Origin of the sequence: Paraglaciecola sp. MB-3u-78 (assembly GCF_002835935.1) — a bacterium.
Lineage (GTDB): Bacteria > Pseudomonadota > Gammaproteobacteria > Enterobacterales > Alteromonadaceae > Paraglaciecola.
The window spans coordinates 612,833-633,681 of sequence record NZ_PJCF01000003.1 but is presented as its reverse complement, the minus strand read 5'-3'; the positions used below and the strand labels follow the sequence as shown (position 1 = coordinate 633,681).

Sequence of the window (20,849 nt, the reverse complement as noted above, 5' to 3'; positions counted from 1 at the left end):
TACCCGTTACAGTGGGTTGTGTATTTCACGTTCTTGATCGGTTAATGACGCTATAAAAGAAGGTCTTTCAAAAATCCGCTTCATATAAGCCTTAACGTCTTTACTACCAGTACCAGTCAATTCGATACCCAATGCAGGTAAACGCCACAATAATGGTGCTAGGTAACAATCAACTAAACTGAATTCTTCACTCATAAAATAAGGGGTTTCAGCGAATAATGGCGCTAATGATAAAAACGCTTCACGTAGTTCGTTACGGGTTGCTTCTAAATCGCCTTTTTTAGCCATGATTTTTTCAGCTAAGGTGTACCAATCATTTTGGATACGGTGCATGGTCAAACGGCTTTGGCCACGAGAAACGGGGTAAACAGGCATAAGAGGTGGATGCGGGAAACGCTCGTCCAAATATTCCATGATGATATGTGAATTATATAAAACCAACTCTCTATCAACAAGAGTTGGCACAGTACCATAGGGGTTTAGTTCAAGAAGATCTTCGGGTAATTCATCAGGAACCGTAAAGCTGATTTCTACGCCTACACCCTTCTCCGCTAACACTATGCGTGCTTGGTGACTGTATATATCTATCGTGTCTGAAAACAACGTCATAACTGAACGTTTATTGGCGGCTACAGCCATTTAAATTTCTCCTAAATGTCATACATAATCGCATAGTGTCTAAGATAGTGTCTTAGGCATCTCTGCTTTGTTCTTTTACTAGTGATTAACAGGTCAATCAGCTAATTAAAAACGGAAAAGAAGGGGCTTATAGCCCCTTCCAAAAAATTTTGCGGATTATACACCAAATTCCAAACAAAGTTTTGCTGAATTAGTGTACATCTCTCCAATAATCTTTCTTAAGTAAATAAACCAAAACTAACAATACCAATAGAAAAATCATTACCCAGCGGCCTATGCTCTCCGACTGTAAACGTGAAGGTTCACCGACATACACTAGGTAGTTGACCAAATCTAACACTGCTTTGTCGTACTCAGCTGCACTGAGTTCACCGCTACCGTCCGCTTTAATACCCACATCACGATCGACCATTTCGCCGTCAACTAGCATTTTCTCTGAGGTTTTGCTTGGTAAACCTTGAAGCTCTTGTAATACATGAGGCATACCGACTTCTGGGAATACTAAGTTATTCACACCAAAAGGACGGCTATCATCAGCATAAAAGGTTCTTAGGTAAGTATAAATCCAATCTGCACCACGCACCCGGGCCACCAAAGTTAAATCTGGAGGAGGCGCGCCGAACCACTTAGCGCCGGACTCACTTGGCATAGCATTTTTAATGTGCTCTCCAGGCTTTTCGCCAGTAAACTGCAAGTTTTCGTGCCCCAATTCAAGAGGAATACCTAAGTCATCAAAAGTACGTTGGTAACGCTGATATTGAGTTTGATGACAACCTAAACAGTAATTCATAAACAACTGCGCGCCAGTTTGCAAAGACGCTTTGTCAGTTAAGTCATACTCAGCTTTATCAAGATGCACATTGCCACCAGCGGCCATAACGCTCATAGGCAACAACAAGGACAATACAAAAATTATCTTTTTCATTCTGTGATCCTCGCTGGTACTGGCATAGTTCGTTCGTTTTTACTGTAGATAAACAACAATACAAAGAAACCGAAATACATGATGGTGGCTATTTGTGATGCAGTGATTTTCCAAGCTTCTTGAGGTGTACCACCTAAATAGCCAAGGAAGATAAATACCGCTGCAAAAGTAAGTAAGTTCCATGTATGTAAGCCACAACGGTAACGCCAAGACTTCACTTTACCGCGGTCAATCCAAGGTAGTAGAGCTAACATGATAATCGCCGCAAACATCGCAATAACACCACCTAGTTTATGGGGTACAGCTTTCAAAATCGCATAGAAGGGTGTGAAGTACCAAACAGGGAAGATATGTGTAGGTGTTTTCAACGGGTTAGCAATTTCAAAGTTTGGATGCTCAAGGAAGTATCCGCCCATTTCAGGATTAAAAAACATGATGTAGCAGAACGCGAGCAGGAAGAAGCAGAACCCAACTAAATCTTTCAACACTATGTGAGGGAAGAAAGGCACGACATCGCCAATGATGTCGTATTTTTTAGTGTAATATTCGTGAATTTTATATTTGGTTTTTTCGTCTTCTTTAAGGGAACCTTTCTTACGTTTAACGTCAGTTCCATCTGGGTTATTCGAGCCAACTTCATGCAATGCGACTATGTGTAAGAACACTAATATCACTATGACTAAAGGTAGTGCAATAACGTGCAGCGCAAAGAAGCGGTTAAGTGTCGCGCCAGAGATAACGTAGTCACCTTGGATCCAAATAACTAAATCTGGACCAATCACTGGAATAGCACTGAACAAAGATACAATGACCTGAGCTCCCCAGTAAGACATTTGTCCCCAAGGAAGTACATAACCCATAAAGGCTTCTGCCATAAGAGCCAAATAGATAAACATACCGAACAACCACAATAACTCACGAGGCTTTTGATAAGAGCCGTAAATCATGCCTCTGAACATATGCATGTAGATAACAATAAAGAACGCAGATGCACCTGTACTGTGCATATAACGGAGTATATAGCCGTATTCAACATCACGCATGATGTATTCCACTGAAGCAAATGCTTCTTCAGCAGTAGGTGTATAACTCATTGTCAACCAAACGCCTGTGACGATTTGGTTGACTAAGACTATGGTCGCCAAAAACCCAAACATGTACCAAAAGTTCATGTTTCGAGGGGCGGGATATTGAATGGCGTGCTGGTTAGCAACGCGCATTATGGGAAGACGATACTCAACCCAGTCCATCAAATTTTTCCACATGTTATGCTGCCCCTTCTTCGGAACCAATCAATATAGTATTGTCGTCAATAAACATGTAAGGCGGCACTACCAAATTCAAACCCGCTGGCACGTTTTCAAATACTCGACCGGCCATGTCAAACTTAGAGCCGTGACAAGGACAGAAAAAGCCTTCTGGTACACCTTCTACATATTCCTCAAAAGCACCATCTTTTAAATGCTGCGGAGAACAACCTAAATGCGTACAAATCCCTACCAACACTAGATATTCTTCTTTCAAAGAACGATAAGCATTTTTAGCAAAAGTGGGTTGTTGCTCTTCATCAGAGTTGGGATCTTTAAGTTGATCATCAAAATTAGATAATGAAGCAAGTAATTCAGGGGTTCTGCGAGCAATCCAGACTGGTTTACTCCGCCATATCACCCGGATTAACTGACCTGGTTGAATTTTACTGATATCCGCTTCAACATCCGCACCAGCAGCTCTTGCTTTGATACTTGGGTTCCATGATGCGATAAAAGGCACTGCAGCACCGACTACACCGAGACCACCAACAACAGAAGTAGCAACCGTTAAAAATCGGCGTCTATTACTGCTAACTGGCTGGTTTTCGGTTTCAGACGAATCATGCGCATCTAAAGATACATTGCTCATCCACTAATCTCCGAGGGTTAATTTGACTAACACTTTATTTTTTAAGTGACTTATGGACTGATACGAGACTTAAGAAATAAAGTTTTTCTATTAACCGAAAATGATAAAAGAAAACCCACATAAAAGACAAGGAAATCGTCAATAAAATGAAGAATTACTGAGACTTAACAGATTTTTAGGAGAATATTGATAGGATGGTGATTTATTGTACAAAACCTAGGCAATAAAAAACCCAGCAAAAGCTGGGTTTTTTTAAATGTCTTTTGTAAAAAGACTGTCGTCGGACAATTAACGTTTTGAGAATTGTGGACGTTTACGTGCTTTATGAAGACCCACTTTCTTACGTTCAACTTTACGTGCATCACGAGTAACAAATCCCGCTTTACGTAATGCTGGACGAAGAGTTTCGTCAAATTCCATCAAGGCACGTGTAATACCATGACGAATTGCACCAGCTTGACCACTAATACCACCACCAGCAACGGTGATATAAATGTCAAACTTTTCAGTCATCTCAACTAACTCTAGCGGTTGACGCACGATCATACGTGCAGTCTCACGACCAAAGAATATGTCAAGAGGACGTTTATTTACTACAATGTTGCCACTACCTGCACGAAGAAAAACACGAGCGGTGGAACTTTTGCGTCGGCCAGTGCCGTAATATTGATTATCTGCCATCTGTAATGCTCCTTAAAGGTCTAAGACTTGAGGCTGCTGAGCAGCATGATTATGCTCAGGGCCAGCGAAGACTTTCATTTTGCGGAACATATCGCGTCCAAGTGGACCTTTAGGCAACATACCTTTAACCGCTTTTTCAATGATCATCTCTGGTTTAAAAGCTTGTAACTTCTCAAAGGTAGTATCTTTAAGACCGCCTGGATAACCAGAATGAGAATAGTAAATTTTGTTCTTGGCTTTGTTGCCAGTAACAGTGACTTTCTCAGCGTTGATCACAACTATATAATCGCCAGTATCCACATGAGGTGTATACTCTGGCTTGTGCTTACCGCGTAAGCGGATAGCAATCTCAGTCGCTAAACGACCAAGAGTTTTGTCTGCGGCGTCAACCACATACCATTCACGTTTTACCGTTTCTGGCTTTGCAACAAAAGTTTTCATTTTAAAATACCCGAAATATATAAATAATCGTTACGTTGGTTTTGTGTTCGATATTTAACTACCGACTGCTACACAAAACCGCTAAAAATCAATACTTTGACCCCTTCGAGTCGTATGATTCATCCGCTTTCCCACAAGCGGGGGCAACTGGGCAGGGCGCGAATTATACAGATGTTAAGGGAAAACGCGAGTGTAAATATCGAGCTTTTGTTAATTAACAGTCATTTAACCGCGGTTTAACGCTTTGGGACTAAAAGAGCAGGGTCTAATCTTTCCTTAAACCAATTAATTCGCCAATCCAGATGCGGACCTGTGGCTCGGCCTGTGGCACCAATTTCGGCCACCAAATCACCTTGTTTCACTGTTGTTCCGGCTTCAACATGCCCTTTACTTAAATGTAAAAAAGTAGAAGACACACCATGGCCATGGTCGATGATCATAGTGCCACCAGAATAATACATATCGGGAACAAACAAAGTCACAATGCCATTTGCAGGTGCATACACTGCTGTGCCGGTTGCTGCAGCCACATCCACACCAAAATGCGGGCGTTTAGGGGTACCGTTAAACACACGTTGGCTGCCATACACGCCACTAATGGGCCCAGCAGCTGGCCAAATAAAGTCTTGATAAAAATCGGTGCGTTCATCGTCTAAAGTTCGCGCTTTACCGACCTGTCGATTATCTAGCTGTATGCGCTCACTCACTTCTTTAGGAGGGCTAACGTATTGACTAGGAATGCCTTCAATTTTTTGAATATCGTACGTTCTTGGCTGCAATTGTAGAGACTGAGCATGCTCAGCACCTTTATTATCTAACCACTTGAGTTGCTGGGTTAACTCGGCATCCCGGCCAAATCCAAAGGCAAAATAACCATCTGGTGATACTTTTAGTGGTTTATCGTTTAGCCAAACTAGATGACCCACAGGAACTTGACCACGGATCAAACTACCTTGGGTCATGTCGCCTTTGAGTTGAAGGCCTCTAGCGGGTTGAATGTCGCTGGCGATCACCGAGACTGGTAAAAAACAGAATATAAAAACAAAACGTACTAAAACGGACCTAAGCAAAAGCTATTGCTCCTTTACCTACTCCTTCATAAGCCAAAACCCTGAAGTCGCTATTACTATTCAAACGTTTATGTTCGTCTGCCATAAACTGCGCTAAACATTCTACTGTGGTATCAGTATCAATCATTTCTGATTCCGCTTTGGGGATAGCCAGTTCAAACCTGCCTTGTGAAGATTCATAGGCAAATACATTATGTTTTTCGGAATTAGCATTAGGCAAGCAGAAAACCGTTTCACTGGCCTCAACTATATCTTCAGTAGACCCAATATAGATATCACACCATCGTTTAGCCCAATATTCTTGCCACTTGATGCTTTCTTGCTGGTTTTCAAAGACAACCACCTTAGAACGGTGACCATGGGCGATACGTTGGCAATTACCATCATGTTTTTTAAGACCATGGGTGTAATGATAAAAAGGTGTATTGATGACTTCTGCCCGTAAATTGAGTTCAAGACCTGCCACGTTCTCTGGTAAGTGCGTCGCAATCACATCTTTAAGATAATTACTCACCGAAGGCATAGTGACATGTTGTGAATATACAAACGCGTAAGCTTCAGCAGGGCAATTTAAATGAATAGATTTATTATCGGGCCGAATAAAATCAACTTTTACTCTGTCTGATTTTTCATCATGTTCAACATGGCTGTATTCGTGTTCCACTGGAACTAACAGTTTGTGGTCAATGTATTCATCTATAAGTTGTTTCAGCTGTTTCTTAACTTTACCAAAGTCCAACACCATGCTTTCTTCATTCAAATCACCGCTTAGGATCACGTCTACTATCCAGCTTTCTCCGACCATGCCGCGCTCAGGGCAAAGGTAAGAAAAATCCATTACGGTCAAATCATTAACAAATAATTGCATAAAAAGTGTGTCTATCCTGTTTTGTGTAAAGTGTTTTGCGTTTTATTAGTGACATTATAAAGATAACGAGTCAGATGTCAGCTTTGTGATTTCAAAAGTTGATCTTTTAAGTTAGGTGGAATACCTCTGATCATCAAAGTATCAGAGCCAGCATCATAACTTACTCTGTCACCTAATAATTTACGCTCAAAACTGAGTGATACACCACCGCCTTGGCCACTAAACTTAGCTAATGTTTTTAACACGCCTCGGTCAGCTTGAAATTGCTCTTCGACCGGCAATTCTGCGCTTTGATTAAATTCCTCAAAGCTAACATGATCACTGGGTAGTTTGGCAGCCAGTTCTTGAATTTGGATATCCTCGCCCAGCTCGAGCTTTTCTTTGTAATAGTTCGAAACCGTTTCTCGTGCTTGGTGTTTTTCTTGTGGATCTAATTGCTCAGCTGATAAAAATGCATCCACGGTGGTTAATAACTGCTTATTTTGTTGCTTAACATCTACCAATTCTTCACAACCAATAAAGTGCATAAAGAAGTCAGACACTTTACGTCCCATGCGTCCTTTAATAAAACTGATATATCGCATCTGTTCTGCAGTCACGGCTAATTGGGTCAAATCAATCCTAACTGCCAATTGCATTTTAGCTAAATCTAAATGATCGCTGCTGGTCAGCTCTAAATCGCGATCTATTTCCACATGTTGCTTAGTGTTGATAATCGCTATCATCAAATAATCAGTGGCTAAAAACTGGTAATGGCTAAACACCACAAAACCGGTTTCAAGAGTGCCTGTATCAATTAAAGACTTTTTCAACAACTGGCTGGCTTGAATACTAAATTCAACAAAGTCGCTTTTTTCAGACTGCATATCTTCTAACAACGTTTTGAATGAAGTGGCGTGTGGCGTCAAAGTTTGAGGCTCATCAGCGTCTGACGGCTCTTGTTTAGCTGACGGCTCTTCATTAGCTAAAGGCTCTTGACTTACACTGACTATTTCTGCTTGTTCAGCCACAAACGCGCCCACCCCTTTACCGGGTTTAGTATTAAAAGCATGATTGATTTGTTGCGCCAAGTTTTCTATCTCAGGGCTTACATCAAAACAACTTGCTCTTGGCACTAGCGTAAGTTCTTGTTGCTGGTTAACGGCTAATTGGTGTACAACAAAGTGATGGATCAACGCACTCACATTTTTTCCTTAACAAAAATCAATTAAATTTGGTCGGTTACTAGGGCATATTGGTCTTTCGTATTTCGTCGACATACGAAAAATCAATATGCCCTTGATGGTTTATTCGCATTTTATCTAGACCATTGTTACTATCGCTTCAATATACATTGCTATTATTTTTGAGCTAAGCAACATGCCACAACAATCCAAATACTCTGATAGCCAATTTGAAGCCATCATGCATGACATCATTATTGCTTTAGAGAAGAATAAAGCTAACCGAAACCTCTCACTTATGGTGTTAGGAAATGTCATTACTAGTATTTTCCACCAGCAAGTTCCAAAGAACCAGCGCCAACAAATGGCCGAACAGTTTACACAAGTGCTACTAAAAAGTATCAATGGAAAATAAAAAAAGGTCGACCGGTTAATGATCCTAGCAGAAACACCCCGCAGAAAATTAGTCACCCAATTAGTTAACTGGGGCCACTGGTTTGCACTGCTTAATATTATTATCGCAGTCACTATTGCTGCCATTTACATTCTTAATTCTCCGGCTCCAGGCTCGGTAATCGGCACCTTTTACTTATTCACCAACTGGTTGAGTCATATAGGGTTTTTAACGTTTTTTGGGTTTGTCATACTCATTTTACCCCTGTGCTACTTAGTTCCCAATGCAAAAGCTGTAAAAGTGTTGAGTTCAGTGTTAGCGGCTTTGGGTTTGGCCTTGTTAGCTTTTGATGCATTACTGTATAACAAGTATGGCGTGCACCTTAGTCTTAATTCAGCAGAACTAATCCGCAGCGAAACACAAACCGCCTTTGCTCAGTTTGGCTGGCAACAGTGGGGCTTTCTGCTGTTATTATTTGTTGTTTGGTTGTCATTTCAATTAATTGTTGCGAATGCGTTATGGCAGCGTATCGACCGGTTACAAAAACGCAAATTAGGATTACCTATAAGTGGTTTTTTTGTAACCTGTTTTGTTGTCAGCCATTCCTTACATGTTTGGGCCGATGCCAACCTGTATCAGCCAATTGTGCAGCAAGACAATATGTTCCCCCTATCATACCCAGCAACGGCTAAAACGCTGATGGCTAGGTACAGTTTGCTTGATATAGAAGACTACCAACAACGCAAAGCGTTACAATTCAATCAAACCATCAAAGGTATTATTTATCCAGCAGAGCCAGTTTACTGCTCAGTGGATAGCAGCAAAAAAGTCTTGTTGTTATCACTAGTGGGTGGAGAGCTGCCGACTTCCATAGCAGGCTTGTCAAATTTTGAGCATCACTACCTGCTGGAATCCTCTATAAACAATGGCATCACAACTGTTTTGTACGGGTTGCCTGAGTTGTACCACTCTGCTTTAAAAAGTTACTCGCCATTATTACTGCAATTACCAAAATCAATGGGATTAAGCGTCTCTTTGTATCTTGAGAATACACAACATCAACGGCTTGCAACTTATCAACAAGATTGGCCGCAATTTAAACAAGGCGTATTCGATGCCTCGAGCAATTTATCTATTGGTTTTGTACAGACAGGACAATTAAATGAGCTTTTAACAGAAAATGTATTAGCTCAATATCAAGTTATAGTCACAACTCTGGTTGACCAAAACGCTTTAAAAAATTCACTATTGACCAACTTTACCATCAATAAATCCATGTCTAGTCTAGAAGATATTGCACCAACCGCATTAAATTTATTGGGCTGTGCAGCACAAGCTAAAGCATACAGCACTGGAAATACCCTCACCCAGAAAGGCAACCTCAATTACATTGTCAGCACACAAGGCAGCAAAGTGTTGTTATTGACCAACAATCAACGAATCGAAATCATGAAAAATGGCAATGTCCGTGTGTTTGACCTAAACACAGGCGACGAAGCCTTCAGCCAAGTTGACCCTAATATTCTTAGCCAAGGAATTAAACATCTAAGTCGCTTTTCGGCGAAACGTTCAATAAGGCCTTTGTAACTAGTTTTTTGTGACTAGTTTTTTGTGACTATAACTTTCTGCAGCAGGCTCTTGAGGTCAAGAGCTTAATTAACACAATGTGCGATCACTGCCTTTGTAGTACTTGTCGTAAACAAGGTTATCGCTATATAAAACGCCTATTGCCAGTGTTTTACAATATGTTAGACCATCGGCAATAACAGCAAAGCGATACTTTTTTTAGGCACTGCGTTTGAAACCGCTGAAATCATTTTTGATAAACGCTTAGAGTCGCCCCAACTCACTACCACCCTGACTTTGTTCGCTATTATGCTGGCACATACCTATTCCTCAACAAATCAAATCGATACAGCTAACGCCTTACTGCAACGTCTAAAGCGTAAAATAAAATAACAAACGTATTGTCTTTTACTGTGTAAATTTCAGGTTGGATAATGTAATTCTTTTCTAGATAGACATAAAATACCATACAATATTTAGTCGTTGTTTTGACACATTTGAAAGTTAATTTAGTGTCCTATGGTCTTTGGATATGTGCTCACATGTGAATAGTGCAAATGCAGTTTTTTAATCGCTAACATAAACTCTAGGATGCAGTTAGGTTGGCAAATTGAAAACTCAGTAACGTTATACCAACCATAATTAGTAATTGGTATTTCCTTTTGATTAAACACGTTTATTTACAGGACATTAAAAAATGAAAAAACTCACTGGTGTAGCAATGGCCATGATGGTGGCAGGATTCGCTGGCTGCGGAGCGACCGCTAATTCAAATTCATCAGATGTTGTAGCAGCACCCGTCCTAGGTGGCGCAACAACTGATTTAGTGCACTGTTATGATGCTAATATTTGCGGTGGTCACAACGATTGTAAAACTGCGGCTAATGCCTGTGCAGGCAAAGCTTCATGTAAAGGCGAAGGTTTTGTTGCTATGCCAGCCAAAGCTTGTGGCGACATTGGTGGCAGTGTTAAAGACAGCTGGGTAGGCACAGTCGCCAAAGCTGATTTAGTGCATTGTAACGATGTGAATATTTGTGGTGGCCATAACGACTGTAAAACAGCCACAAACTCGTGCGCTGGACACGCCTCATGTAAAGGCCAAGGTTTTGTATCCATGGCTGCGAAATCTTGTGCTGATGTTGGCGGAAATGTCGGCTAGAGTGTTTGTGAGCCAATCAACACAAGTTGCTTGGCTCACACCTTATTGTTTAAATCTAATCAGTTGCAATCTTATATGTCAGATAAATTTCTTGGTTTTGGCCTAGGTCTTAGAACACAACATTTTGCCAGCGTTATTAATGACAAACCCAAAGTAGATTGGTTTGAAATAATCTCTGAAAACTATATGGTCGCCGGCGGTAAGCCTCGTTACTACTTAGAGCAAATTCGTGCCAATTACCCCATTGTTATGCACGGTGTATCAATGTCTATCGGCAGTACTGACCCGCTTAATTTTAAGTATCTGGCGGAGCTTAAATTACTAGCAGAACAAGTCCAACCTGAATGGATGTCAGACCATTTATGTTTTACCACTGTGGGCGGCATTAACAGCCATGACTTGTTACCCATGCCTTATACCCAAGAATCCCTAGATCATTTAACTACACGTATCCATCAAGTTCAGGATTTCCTCGGCCGTAAGATGATTTTTGAAAATGTATCCAGTTACTTGACTTATCAACATGATGAAATGCAAGAATGGGAGTTTTTAGCGCAACTGGCTCAGCAATGCGATTGCAAATTTTTGTTTGATATCAACAATATATATGTCAGTGCTCGGAATCATAATTTTGATCCCTTAGATTACCTTAAACACATCAAACCTGAATGGGTGCAACAAATACATTTAGCGGGTCACAGTGATTTTGGAACGCACATTATTGATACCCATGACCATCCTGTGCCCAATCCTGTATGGCAATTATACGCTGAATACATCGCCACTTCTGGACCGAAAAGCACCATGATTGAACGGGACGATAATATTCCTGAATTAAACGAATTATTAGTAGAATTAGACCAAGCCAGAACGATTGGCGCAAAAGCCTGGCAGAAAACCCTAGAAACAACTCATGTCTAACAACAAACAACAGCTCGCCCCAAGTCTTGCTGAATTGCAGCAAGAATTTATGTCTTTACTACAAACCAATGACCGCCATATTGAACTACGGGTGATCCAGCAAGGTTTGTTAACCAATGTGCAACGCGTCGATATATACCGAACAGGCTATCGACTGAGATTGAGAGGGGTGATTGATTCCGACCATGAAATGTTAGGCATCTATCTTGGCGATGATTTGTATGCACAAATGGTTGAAGGTTATATTGACGCGGCACCGTCACAACATCCTTCGTTACGTTTTTTTGGCGACCGATTGCCCGAATATTTAGAAAACACTGCACCGTTCTCAGACCACCCAATCTTGGCAGAGATGGCTAGTTTTGAGCGCACTTTGCTTAATGCTTTTGATTCGGCCGACGCCGACACCTTAAGCCTGTCACTATTGCAGCAGATCCCAGCTGATAAATGGCCATTACTAACCTTTAGTTTTCACCCGAGTCTTACCTTTTATGAATGCCAATGGAATGCTGTTGAAAGTTGGCAATGCTTAAAAAATGCTGAACCCCCGCCAGCTCCAACAGCTACAGCACAATCCAAAATGTGGGCCGTATGGCGTGGATTAAGTAAGTTAACTGAATATAAATCAATGTTAGCTACGGAAAGAGAAGTGCTAAGGGTTATGCAACAAGGTAAAAACTTCGCAGAAGTATGTGAATCTCTTTTAGAACATGTTTGTGAAGAACAAATAGCCGCGACTTTATATGGCTTTATTGTTGAATGGTTGCAGCGTGGTTGGATTGTGGATGCCAACTGGGATGGTTAACCCAAGTTCAGGTTAAAAACAGCCCTTAACATTCATCCGTGTTGCTGTGTTTCACTCAAAATCAAGCTAACTTAGTCAACACTTTGATATCAAAATCGGTTGTGAACTGTTGTAAGTTTTCCACTAATTTTTGCTTTTTTTCTGCGGTTGCCGACCAATAATAAGGCGTCATCATCAACAGGTTTTCCCTCTGCTGAGGTTCGGGGAGCTGAATAACAAAACTTAGATTTAACTGCTGCGCCAATTCAAATCCTTCAGGGGTAACTTGACCTGCTTTGTGTTCAGTAGGTTTATCATACAAAGCTTGTTTGAATTCATATAAGTGATTGGCCGCAGGGTTAACAGTTATCCAAATGCCACTGGGTTTTAAGACACGATGAATTTCAATCTCACTGCTGGGCGCAAAAATTTGTAAGACTGCGTCCTGACTGCTGCTTTCCAATGGCAATTGAAAAGTGCTGGCTACAGCGAAATGATTATTAGGATACTTTTTAGCCGCTTTTTGCACCGCGAATTTAGAAATATCCAAACCACTAAACTCAATTTGACTATCTCCTTGGTTGCAAGACTGCCTCACTTGAGCCATGTAATAACCTTCACCACAACCAGCATCGAAAAAACCAACTTCAGCTTGGCCGTTAAGTGTTGCAAGATGTTGATTAAAAATATTGGAAATTGAATTTGCTAGAGGCTGATAAAACCCTTGTTCTAAAAATGCCCTGCGCCCATTCACCATCTGTTTGTTGTCGCCTGGCTGTTTACTATTTTTATGTTGGGCCAGTAATAGATTAACGTAACCCTCTTTCGCCACATCATAACTATGGCCATTTGAACATGTCCAGATTTGATTATTTAGTGACAGCACATTTGAGCAAGAGGGGCATTTCCACGAAGACATAAACTATAAATAAACCTTGTTAGACAGCACTATTTTAGAAACGAAATTGTAACACTAACCTGAGTGTGTTTAATTCTTTGTTATTAAATAACCTAAGCTCGAGATAAGCCATACCGTCCAGTACCACTATTATTGCGCCTATCTTACGTTGAACTTGCTCACAATAGCGGGCTACTCCCTCACAAGCTCGCCTCCATAAACGCAATAATAGCAGCACTGGATGCGCTCAATGTCAGTGCAAACCCATTAGCACCATCTAACATATTTTTTACTAAAATTGCTTTTAGGGACGCGGCACGTCTTAGCCCAAGTTCAGGTTCAATAACCTAAACTCTGGATAAATAGGCTTTCATCTCATGGTTTTGTAGGGATTATTTTGAATTTAAACTCGACTACACATCTATTAGGAACTGATAAATGCGCTCGTTTTTTAATATGTACTGCTGATGATATTGTAAATTAGACATTGGCAGTATTAACCCTAATGTGCAAAGCTAGCGTTAACTAAAAGGATAAGTGTCATGTTTAAATCCATCGCCGTATTAATTTTAATTTTAATTTTAATTAGCACCAATAGTTATGCCAACCAGTGCAAAGTTGATCAAGTTAAGTTACAAGTATTGGGCTCTGGTGGCCCTGAAATTGATGATGGGCGTAGTTCTAGCGGTTATTTGATTTGGTATAAGAATAAAGCGCGAGTACTTATCGATGCTGGCACAGGTTCGAGTGTTGAATTTGATAAAAGCGGGGCAAAGTTTGCAGACCTACAAGGTATTTTGCTTACCCATTTACATGTTGACCACAGTGCTGATTTACCGGGGTATATTAAAGGTAGTTATTTTACTTCGAGAAGTGCTGATATAGGTTTATATGGTCCTGCAGCAAACTATTTGATGCCATCCACTAGTGATTATTTGCAAAGATTACTGGGCGATAAAGGTGCATTTGCGTACCTAAATGACTATGTCAATAAACGAGATAATGCTGACTACAAGATTGTTGCAACAGATGTTCCGTTGATAAAAGGACAGACCTATGAATATACACTTGGTGAAAATATTAAGGCCAAGGCGACCTTCGTGCACCACGGTCCCGTAGCAGCTGTTGCTTGGCGAGTTGAAGTGGCCGGTTGTAGCATTGTGTTTTCTGGCGATATGAGTAATCAGTTTGATGTGTTTAGCACATTTGCAAATAAGGCCGATATATTGGTAGCAAGCAATGCGGTGCCTGATAACGCGATTGGCGCAGCACTTAATTTACATATGACGCCATCAACAATAGCTCAAATAGCTAAACGAGCTCAGGTAAAACAGCTGGTGTTATCACATTTTATGAAACGTACCTTACCCATTCAAAAAGTAACACAGGGCATTATTCGCCAAAAGTATCGAGGGCCAATAATCCTTGCTACCGATGGTCTGATTGTTAATTTGTAGGCTTTTATTGACTTCCTTACTTAACGATTAACGTTTCGGTGAGGGCTCTTAATCCTTTGCCTTTGTTACTGATTTTCCATGCTAAAAAAGACTCAGCGTTATCTTGTTGTTTAATGCCTAAAGGTAAAAGTACGCCTTTATCAAGATAACCTTGGATCCGATGTTTTGGCAAATTACCAATGCCTATGCCTGCTAAAATTGCTTGTATTTTTTGATCCATGTTTTGCACATAGAACATTTGGCCATCACTGCTTAAGCCTTCACTGCGTACGATGCCATTAAATGACGTATCGTGAATAACGATACGTCTTAGTTGCCCCATGACACTGTCTATGTTTTGCTTCTTAGCTAAAACATGAGCAGCTAATACATGTTTAGCCGCAATAACAGGTACTAACTCAACCCGACCAATAGCAACCGACCTGTAACCTTTTTGAGAAGGCACCGGGCCAGGTGAGCCTACTAACAAGTCAACTCTACCTTGCTCTAATGCCTCCCATCCGCCGTTTAACACACATTCAGATATATCAATTTCAATCGTTGGAAATGCCAGTAAAAATTCATTGAGCACATTAAAAAAATCTGGAAATGAGTACAACGACTCAAGCCCGATACTGATCCTAGGCTCCCAGCCGGTGGCAATCTCTTTGGCTTTATCTGCCAACCTGCGAGTAGTCTGTAAAATATCTCTGCCTTCGGCCAAGATTAAACGCCCAGCGGGTGTTAAGACTGAGCGACGACCCAAGCGCTGAAATAAAGCGATATCGAGTTGCTCTTCAAGTTTTTGCACTGCATAAGATATAGCCGAGGTTGCTTTGTTCAGCTCCTCCGCGGCTTTTGCAAAACTTCCACGTCTATCGATAGCATCTAGAGTTTCAAGCACCTCTATACTAATTGGATTTCTGGCCACAGCGTCAGCTTCCTATTGTTCTAAAAATTAGAACATATTAAACACATATCCCCCCTTATTCCAAATATTCAGTTCAGTACAATAGCGTCATCAGTTACCTAAACACATCGCAATACTTTATTGGAGCAGCAAAATGAAAACATTAATCAATGCATTAATCGCAACAAAACTTGGTCTAGATACCTTACCCCTTCGTGTCGGTGCAGGCGTTATATTTACTGCACACGGCGCGCAAAAACTGTTTGGTTGGTTTGGTGGCTATGGGCTAGAAGGCACAGCAGGTTGGATGGAATCTATTGGTCTTGCACCCGGCACGTTAATGGCTGCATTAGCTGGCGGTGCTGAATTTTTTGGTGGTTTGTTATTAATAGCAGGGTTATTGGTGCGACCAGCCGCGGTTGTTTTAGCTATCACTATGCTGGTGGCGATTGTCACAGTGCATTTTCAAAATGGCCTATTTATGTCCAACAACGGTTACGAGTTTGGGTTGGCACTATTAGTAATAAGTATGGGCTTAGCGCTTAGAGGTGCTGGCAGCCTAAGCATAGACAATCTATTACAAAATAAATTAACTAAATAACCATCATAACTTGATAGGAGAATACCATGAGCATTTTACATATAGACAGCAGCGCCCGTTTAACCGGCTCTAATACACGCCTTATTGGGCAATACCTTGTGAATACATTAAACACAACAGTGGTGCATCGTGATCTGGCCGTTCACCCCCTCCCCCAAATTAGCGCGCAAGATCTCATGGGTGTACATGGTTCATCTGATGATCAACGGGACAGTTTGCACACACATTTGGCGTTATCCGATCAATTGATTCAGGAACTAAAAGATGCCGACACATTAGTTATCGGTGCGGCAATGTACAATTTTGGTATACCCGCATCGTTAAAGCAGTGGATAGACGCCATATGCCGCGCGGGCGTCAGTTTTAAATATACCGCTCAAGGTCCAGTAGGACTATTGAATATTAAACGCGCATTCATTATTACTGCTACTGGCGGTACACCTGTTGGTAGCAGTATGGACTTTGCCAGTGGTTACTTGGCACACATCTGTGGTTTTTTAGGTGTCAAAGAGGTGTTGCATATCGATGCTAGTGGTTCGAAGGGGTCACCTGAACAAATCATTGAGTCGGGTAAACAACAAGTTGATAATCTATTATCAACCGCACAAACCACTGAAAATTTAGTTGTCGCGTAATGGGCTTACTACAGCAAGGTAAATGGGTCGATAAGTGGTACGACACCAAAAATAACGACGGCGAATTTCGTCGTCAAGACAGTCGTTTTAGAAGTTGGCTAACAGCCAACGGTGCAGCCGGCCCTAATGGCGAACAAGGCTTTAAAGCTGAAAAAGGCCGATATCACTTATATGTTTCCTTGGCTTGTCCTTGGGCACATAGAACCCTGATTTTCAGGGCGTTGAAAGGTTTACAAGATTACATTGATGTCACAGCTGTTGAACCCATCATGCTAGAAAATGGTTGGGAGCTCAGTGATCCACTGTATGGATTTGATTATGCCTACCAACTCTATTTAAAAGCAGACCCAAGTTATGAAGGCAGAGTCACAGTGCCCATTCTTTGGGATAAACAAACCCAAACGATTGTCAGCAACGAATCATCAGAAATTATTCGCATGTTTAACACCGCGTTTAATCATTTAACCGGTGACCAAACAGATTATTATCCTGAGAATTTGCGCAGCAAAATAGACTCTGTGAATACCCGAGTGTATGACACCATTAACAATGGAGTGTATCTCTGTGGTTTTGCCACCACCCAACCAGCCTATGAAAAAGCGTTCAAGGCGTTATTTGAGTCACTGGATTGGGTTGAAGATATTTTATCTAAACAACCTTATCTGGCAGGTGAGCAACTTACCGAAGCTGACTGGCGTCTGTTTACTACTTTAATACGTTTTGACGCGGTGTACTTCGGTCATTTTAAAACTAATCGTCAGCAAATTGCCGACTATCCGGCCATGAGCAACTTCTTGCGTCAGTTGTATCAAATTCAAGGCATTGCCGAATCCGTGAATTTTGAGCATATCAAAACCCACTACTATGGGAGTCACTTGACAATCAACCCCACGGGGATTGTACCTGTAGGCCCAGCGCAAGATTTTACCAAAGTACATAATCGTCAATCAATTTAAGGTTGGTTCTTTTTGGCGTTGTTATCGTCTTGGTAACAATGCCAAAGTTTAGTGGCATACGCCGAGGGATTGCGGGTGAGCGAAATGGTGGCCAAAGATGCTGAGATTGAAAAACGGGTGCCCATGTACACTTTAAGGCACAGTTTCGCGACTCACTTGCTAGAAACCAAAGTAGATATTCTGTACATACAGACCTTACTGCGCCTTCGTTCTCTTTATTCTTGAAATACTCTGACATAGTCAAATTCATATTTATCTGGATAACGCACTATGACTTGGGAAACCATCAGCAATGCCAGTTATTGCTAAATTAAGCAGCAGAATTAACAAGATGTTTATCATATCAGCGGGCAAAACAAGATGTTATTTTAATTCGTTAGCATGGATCTGGTGCTAAATAGATGGGGAGATTTATTGGTAAAAGTGGTGAAGCATTGGTGGTTGCAGACGATGTGCGCAGCAATAGCTGAATTAGCTACATGCTTAACACATGAAAAAGGGGAATTAAAAATTCCCCTTTTTGAATAACTAAAAACAGACTACGTATTAATAAAAGTAAATATTATCTAAGTAAACTGCATCACTGGTTGTACCCCATAAGCCGACACCTAACTGAGTTAAGGTCGCTTTCGAGATTTTATCCGAATTACTCATTTCGCTAAACGGTATGTCAACAACAATCCATTGCCCTGTTGCTGCAGGTTCGAAGTTGTATATCCCCGGACCGCCGTTAGAGACAACTTGTATTTGAAGCTCAGTGATACCGCTTGTGGCATACATATCAAATCGTATTCCTGTTGCAGTAGAAGCGTCCAGCGGACCATTTGAAATACCATACTGGATCCCGGTAATCCCACCCGCTACCCCATCCGGAGTAATCTGCAATTTAGCCACTTTATTACCAGAAAAATCACTTTCAGAAAAGCCTGGCGGATTGTACCAAGGATCAGACCAAAATGAGATAAATTTGTCTAATATTAAGGTATCACTGTAAATCGCTAGCGCGTCATCATCAGATATAATAGGGATAGGTGCTGCAACACTAGGTCCAGCGTTTAAAGGCACGACACTTATATCTACCGTGGCATCACCACCTAATACGGTTTTGTTAACGAGTGCAACGCCATACTCGGGTGCGTCAGCATAAACCTTATGTTCACCCTCCTGAAGGTTTAATGTTGCCACCCCATTTGCATCCGTCATAGCCGATACATCGCCCACTGAAACCGTTGTATTAGCGATGGGGGTATTGGTGTCATCGGTCACCGTTACCGATAAATCAAAGAACGATGCTTGACCAGAAAAATAGAGGTTATCAAGGTAGACTGCTTTATCCGCTGCGCCATAGAGTTGGATCCCAACAGCGGTTAAAGATCCTGAATTAAGCACCTGTGAACCAGCACCATCATTATCAGTCAATTCTGAGAATAAAGGTTCATAGCTTACCCATGTATCTGTTTGCGGGTTGTCAATGGCATAAGTAACGCTGCCATCTTCTGAAACAAGCTGTATCAACGCTTTGGTAATACCGCTCTCAATAAACAGGTCAAAATTCAAGGTTGTGGTTGTCGAGGCATCTAAGGGTCCGTTTTCAAATCCAAATTCCAAACCAACCACACCCCCTGCAATGCCCCCATCGGTTATCACATATTTAGCAAACTTATTGCCGGTAATATCACCCTCTGAATACACCGGAGCATTCCACCAATTTGCATTCCACACACCGATAAAGCTATCTTCAGTTAATGAATCGCTGTAAAGAACAATCACTTCGTCATCGGCGTATTGGGGTGGAACCGGCGCCGCTTGCAGCGGTCCAGTTACCGAATCCTCGGTTTGAGTAGTAAAATATACGTCCGCCAGTAATACGACCGTGCCGCTGTCACCGATGAAATTTAATACAAACCAGGACATTTGAGTATATCCAGGTAATAAGACTTCCATTTCCACCCAGCCATTTCCCAGGTCCGTTCCTCTTGATAAATTGTAAGCGACCGTTGAGTCAACTGCAGTGGGGCTTTGTACTCTAACTTCTACTTGTGTAAAGGTATCTGTTTTGACTTTAAATTTTGCATGGGTGTAGGCTGAGATATCCACCAGGTTTGCAGTTTCATCATTACCCCAGGCGATAAGGGTTCCCCAGCCACTGCTTTTTGTAAATTCAAGTATTTTTGCATAGGTAGTGTCCGCTGGTTGAACCGTAAATTCCGCTGGGTTGTCGGTATACTGGGTCTCTGAATCCCAAACATCACCCCAATATTGAAAGCCAAAAGTATCCGGATTAGATGACTCGAATATATAAGCATCACCCGTTATGACAACGGCGGCAGTTACCACAACGGTTCTGGTTGCCGTTACCGCATTACCCGCTGCATCAGAAACGCTATAGGTTAGGGTGTACGTGTCCGCAACAGAGGTGTCAACAGTACCTTCAATACCAGCCGTTAAATTAGCGTCAACATTGTCAGTTACCGTAGCGCCTGCTTCTGAATAAGTATCACCCACGGTCAAATTTATGTTCGCAGCACCAATTAAAGAAATCACCGGCGCTTGTGTATCAACAGCGTCAGCTACCTTAACGGTTCTGGTTGCCGTTGCCGCATTACCCGCCGCATCAGCAACGCTATAGGTTACGGTATAATTGCCCGCAACGGAGGTATCAACCGTACTGTCAATCACGGCTGTTAAATCAGCGTCAACATCGTCAGTTACCGTTGCGCCTGCTTCTATATATGTATCACCCACAGTCAAAATAATATTAGTCTCACCTGCTAAGGTGATAACAGGGGCTGATGTATCTGCTGGCTCAATAACATCGTCACTACTACTACCACAAGCCATTAAAGTAAGGCTGAGTGATGTCAAAATCACTAACGCTGTTTTTTTCACAATTTAAGTTCCTT

22 protein-coding genes are annotated in these 20,849 nt (G+C 41.5%); 10 read left to right on the top strand and 12 right to left on the bottom strand.

All coding sequences use genetic code 11. The features are described from left to right. Positions 1-6: 6 nt before the first annotated feature. The 9 genes from sspA to CXF95_RS06625 all read right to left on the bottom strand — a co-directional run bounded on the left by sspA (position 7) and on the right by CXF95_RS06625 (position 7,707). Positions 7-639 (bottom strand): stringent starvation protein SspA, encoded by a 633-nt coding sequence (sspA, locus tag CXF95_RS06665; RefSeq protein ID WP_101197933.1) that lies wholly within the window; start codon positions 637-639, stop codon positions 7-9. A gap of 190 nt (positions 640-829) precedes the next feature. Next, a complete protein-coding gene (locus tag CXF95_RS06660; RefSeq protein WP_101197932.1) occupies positions 830-1,564 on the bottom strand; it encodes a cytochrome c1 in 735 nt (244 codons plus the stop codon). Beyond that, complete coding sequence (locus tag CXF95_RS06655) at positions 1,561-2,829, bottom strand: cytochrome b N-terminal domain-containing protein (RefSeq protein WP_101197931.1); 1,269 nt, start codon at positions 2,827-2,829, stop codon at positions 1,561-1,563. The genes CXF95_RS06660 and CXF95_RS06655 overlap by 4 nt, the downstream gene beginning before the upstream one ends. Position 2,830: 1 nt before the next feature. Continuing rightward, positions 2,831-3,463, bottom strand: coding sequence for a ubiquinol-cytochrome c reductase iron-sulfur subunit (petA, locus tag CXF95_RS06650; RefSeq protein ID WP_101197930.1), 633 nt, complete (start codon positions 3,461-3,463; stop codon positions 2,831-2,833). 288 nt (positions 3,464-3,751) lie between these two features. Then, positions 3,752-4,144: a 30S ribosomal protein S9 gene (rpsI, locus tag CXF95_RS06645; protein WP_007639878.1), complete on the bottom strand. Its 393-nt coding sequence runs from the start codon at positions 4,142-4,144 to the stop codon at positions 3,752-3,754. Positions 4,145-4,156: 12 nt separating this feature from the next. Beyond that, complete coding sequence (gene rplM / locus CXF95_RS06640) at positions 4,157-4,585, bottom strand: 50S ribosomal protein L13 (protein WP_101197929.1); 429 nt, start codon at positions 4,583-4,585, stop codon at positions 4,157-4,159. 236 nt (positions 4,586-4,821) lie between these two features. Continuing rightward, the gene (locus CXF95_RS06635) at positions 4,822-5,622 is read right to left on the bottom strand and encodes a M23 family metallopeptidase (protein ID WP_232787691.1); all 801 of its coding nucleotides are present in this window, start codon (positions 5,620-5,622) and stop codon (positions 4,822-4,824) included. 25 nt (positions 5,623-5,647) lie between these two features. Beyond that, on the bottom strand, positions 5,648-6,523 hold the full coding sequence (locus CXF95_RS06630) for a 6-carboxytetrahydropterin synthase (protein WP_101197928.1): 876 nt from the start codon (positions 6,521-6,523) through the stop codon (positions 5,648-5,650). Between the two features lie 77 nt (positions 6,524-6,600). Next, positions 6,601-7,707, bottom strand: a complete 1,107-nt coding sequence (locus tag CXF95_RS06625; protein WP_101197927.1) for a nucleoid-associated protein — start codon at positions 7,705-7,707, stop codon at positions 6,601-6,603. A 175-nt stretch (positions 7,708-7,882) separates the two neighbouring features. Here CXF95_RS06625 and CXF95_RS06620 point away from each other — a divergent pair, with 175 nt between their 5' ends. The 5 genes from CXF95_RS06620 (at position 7,883) to CXF95_RS06600 (ending at position 12,531) form a co-directional block, all read left to right on the top strand. Then, the gene (locus tag CXF95_RS06620) at positions 7,883-8,101 is read left to right on the top strand and encodes a DUF1414 domain-containing protein (protein ID WP_101197926.1); all 219 of its coding nucleotides are present in this window, start codon (positions 7,883-7,885) and stop codon (positions 8,099-8,101) included. Between the two features lie 18 nt (positions 8,102-8,119). Then, positions 8,120-9,667, top strand: coding sequence for a DUF3413 domain-containing protein (locus tag CXF95_RS06615; RefSeq protein ID WP_101197925.1), 1,548 nt, complete (start codon positions 8,120-8,122; stop codon positions 9,665-9,667). A 676-nt stretch (positions 9,668-10,343) separates the two neighbouring features. After that, entirely contained in the window at positions 10,344-10,805 is a 462-nt protein-coding gene (locus CXF95_RS06610) for a hypothetical protein (protein WP_101197924.1), read from the top strand. A 75-nt stretch (positions 10,806-10,880) separates the two neighbouring features. Further along, entirely contained in the window at positions 10,881-11,726 is an 846-nt protein-coding gene (locus CXF95_RS06605) for a DUF692 domain-containing protein (protein WP_101197985.1), read from the top strand. Next, the gene (locus tag CXF95_RS06600; protein WP_101197923.1) at positions 11,719-12,531 is read left to right on the top strand and encodes a DNA-binding domain-containing protein; all 813 of its coding nucleotides are present in this window, start codon (positions 11,719-11,721) and stop codon (positions 12,529-12,531) included. The genes CXF95_RS06605 and CXF95_RS06600 overlap by 8 nt, the downstream gene beginning before the upstream one ends. A 61-nt stretch (positions 12,532-12,592) precedes the next feature. Here CXF95_RS06600 and CXF95_RS06595 read toward each other — a convergent pair whose 3' ends face one another. After that, on the bottom strand, positions 12,593-13,429 hold the full coding sequence (locus CXF95_RS06595) for a putative RNA methyltransferase (protein WP_101197922.1): 837 nt from the start codon (positions 13,427-13,429) through the stop codon (positions 12,593-12,595). 521 nt (positions 13,430-13,950) lie between these two features. Between CXF95_RS06595 and CXF95_RS06590 the strand changes: the two genes are divergently transcribed. After that, the gene (locus CXF95_RS06590; protein ID WP_101197921.1) at positions 13,951-14,865 is read left to right on the top strand and encodes an MBL fold metallo-hydrolase; all 915 of its coding nucleotides are present in this window, start codon (positions 13,951-13,953) and stop codon (positions 14,863-14,865) included. Between the two features lie 16 nt (positions 14,866-14,881). Here CXF95_RS06590 and CXF95_RS06585 read toward each other — a convergent pair whose 3' ends face one another. Continuing rightward, a complete protein-coding gene (locus CXF95_RS06585; protein ID WP_101197920.1) occupies positions 14,882-15,775 on the bottom strand; it encodes a LysR family transcriptional regulator in 894 nt (297 codons plus the stop codon). Between the two features lie 133 nt (positions 15,776-15,908). Here CXF95_RS06585 and CXF95_RS06580 point away from each other — a divergent pair, with 133 nt between their 5' ends. The 4 genes from CXF95_RS06580 to CXF95_RS06565 all read left to right on the top strand — a co-directional run bounded on the left by CXF95_RS06580 (position 15,909) and on the right by CXF95_RS06565 (position 18,171). Continuing rightward, entirely contained in the window at positions 15,909-16,355 is a 447-nt protein-coding gene (locus CXF95_RS06580) for a DoxX family protein (RefSeq protein ID WP_101197919.1), read from the top strand. 26 nt (positions 16,356-16,381) lie between these two features. Then, positions 16,382-16,990, top strand: a complete 609-nt coding sequence (locus tag CXF95_RS06575; protein WP_101197918.1) for an FMN-dependent NADH-azoreductase — start codon at positions 16,382-16,384, stop codon at positions 16,988-16,990. Continuing rightward, complete coding sequence (locus tag CXF95_RS06570; RefSeq protein ID WP_101197917.1) at positions 16,990-17,946, top strand: glutathione S-transferase family protein; 957 nt, start codon at positions 16,990-16,992, stop codon at positions 17,944-17,946. Before CXF95_RS06575 ends, CXF95_RS06570 begins: the two co-directional genes overlap by 1 nt. A 75-nt stretch (positions 17,947-18,021) precedes the next feature. After that, positions 18,022-18,171: a tyrosine-type recombinase/integrase gene (locus CXF95_RS06565; protein ID WP_304528690.1), complete on the top strand. Its 150-nt coding sequence runs from the start codon at positions 18,022-18,024 to the stop codon at positions 18,169-18,171. A gap of 321 nt (positions 18,172-18,492) precedes the next feature. Here CXF95_RS06565 and CXF95_RS06560 read toward each other — a convergent pair whose 3' ends face one another. Then, positions 18,493-20,835 (bottom strand): immunoglobulin-like domain-containing protein, encoded by a 2,343-nt coding sequence (locus CXF95_RS06560; RefSeq protein WP_101197915.1) that lies wholly within the window; start codon positions 20,833-20,835, stop codon positions 18,493-18,495. Positions 20,836-20,849: the final 14 nt, after the last annotated feature.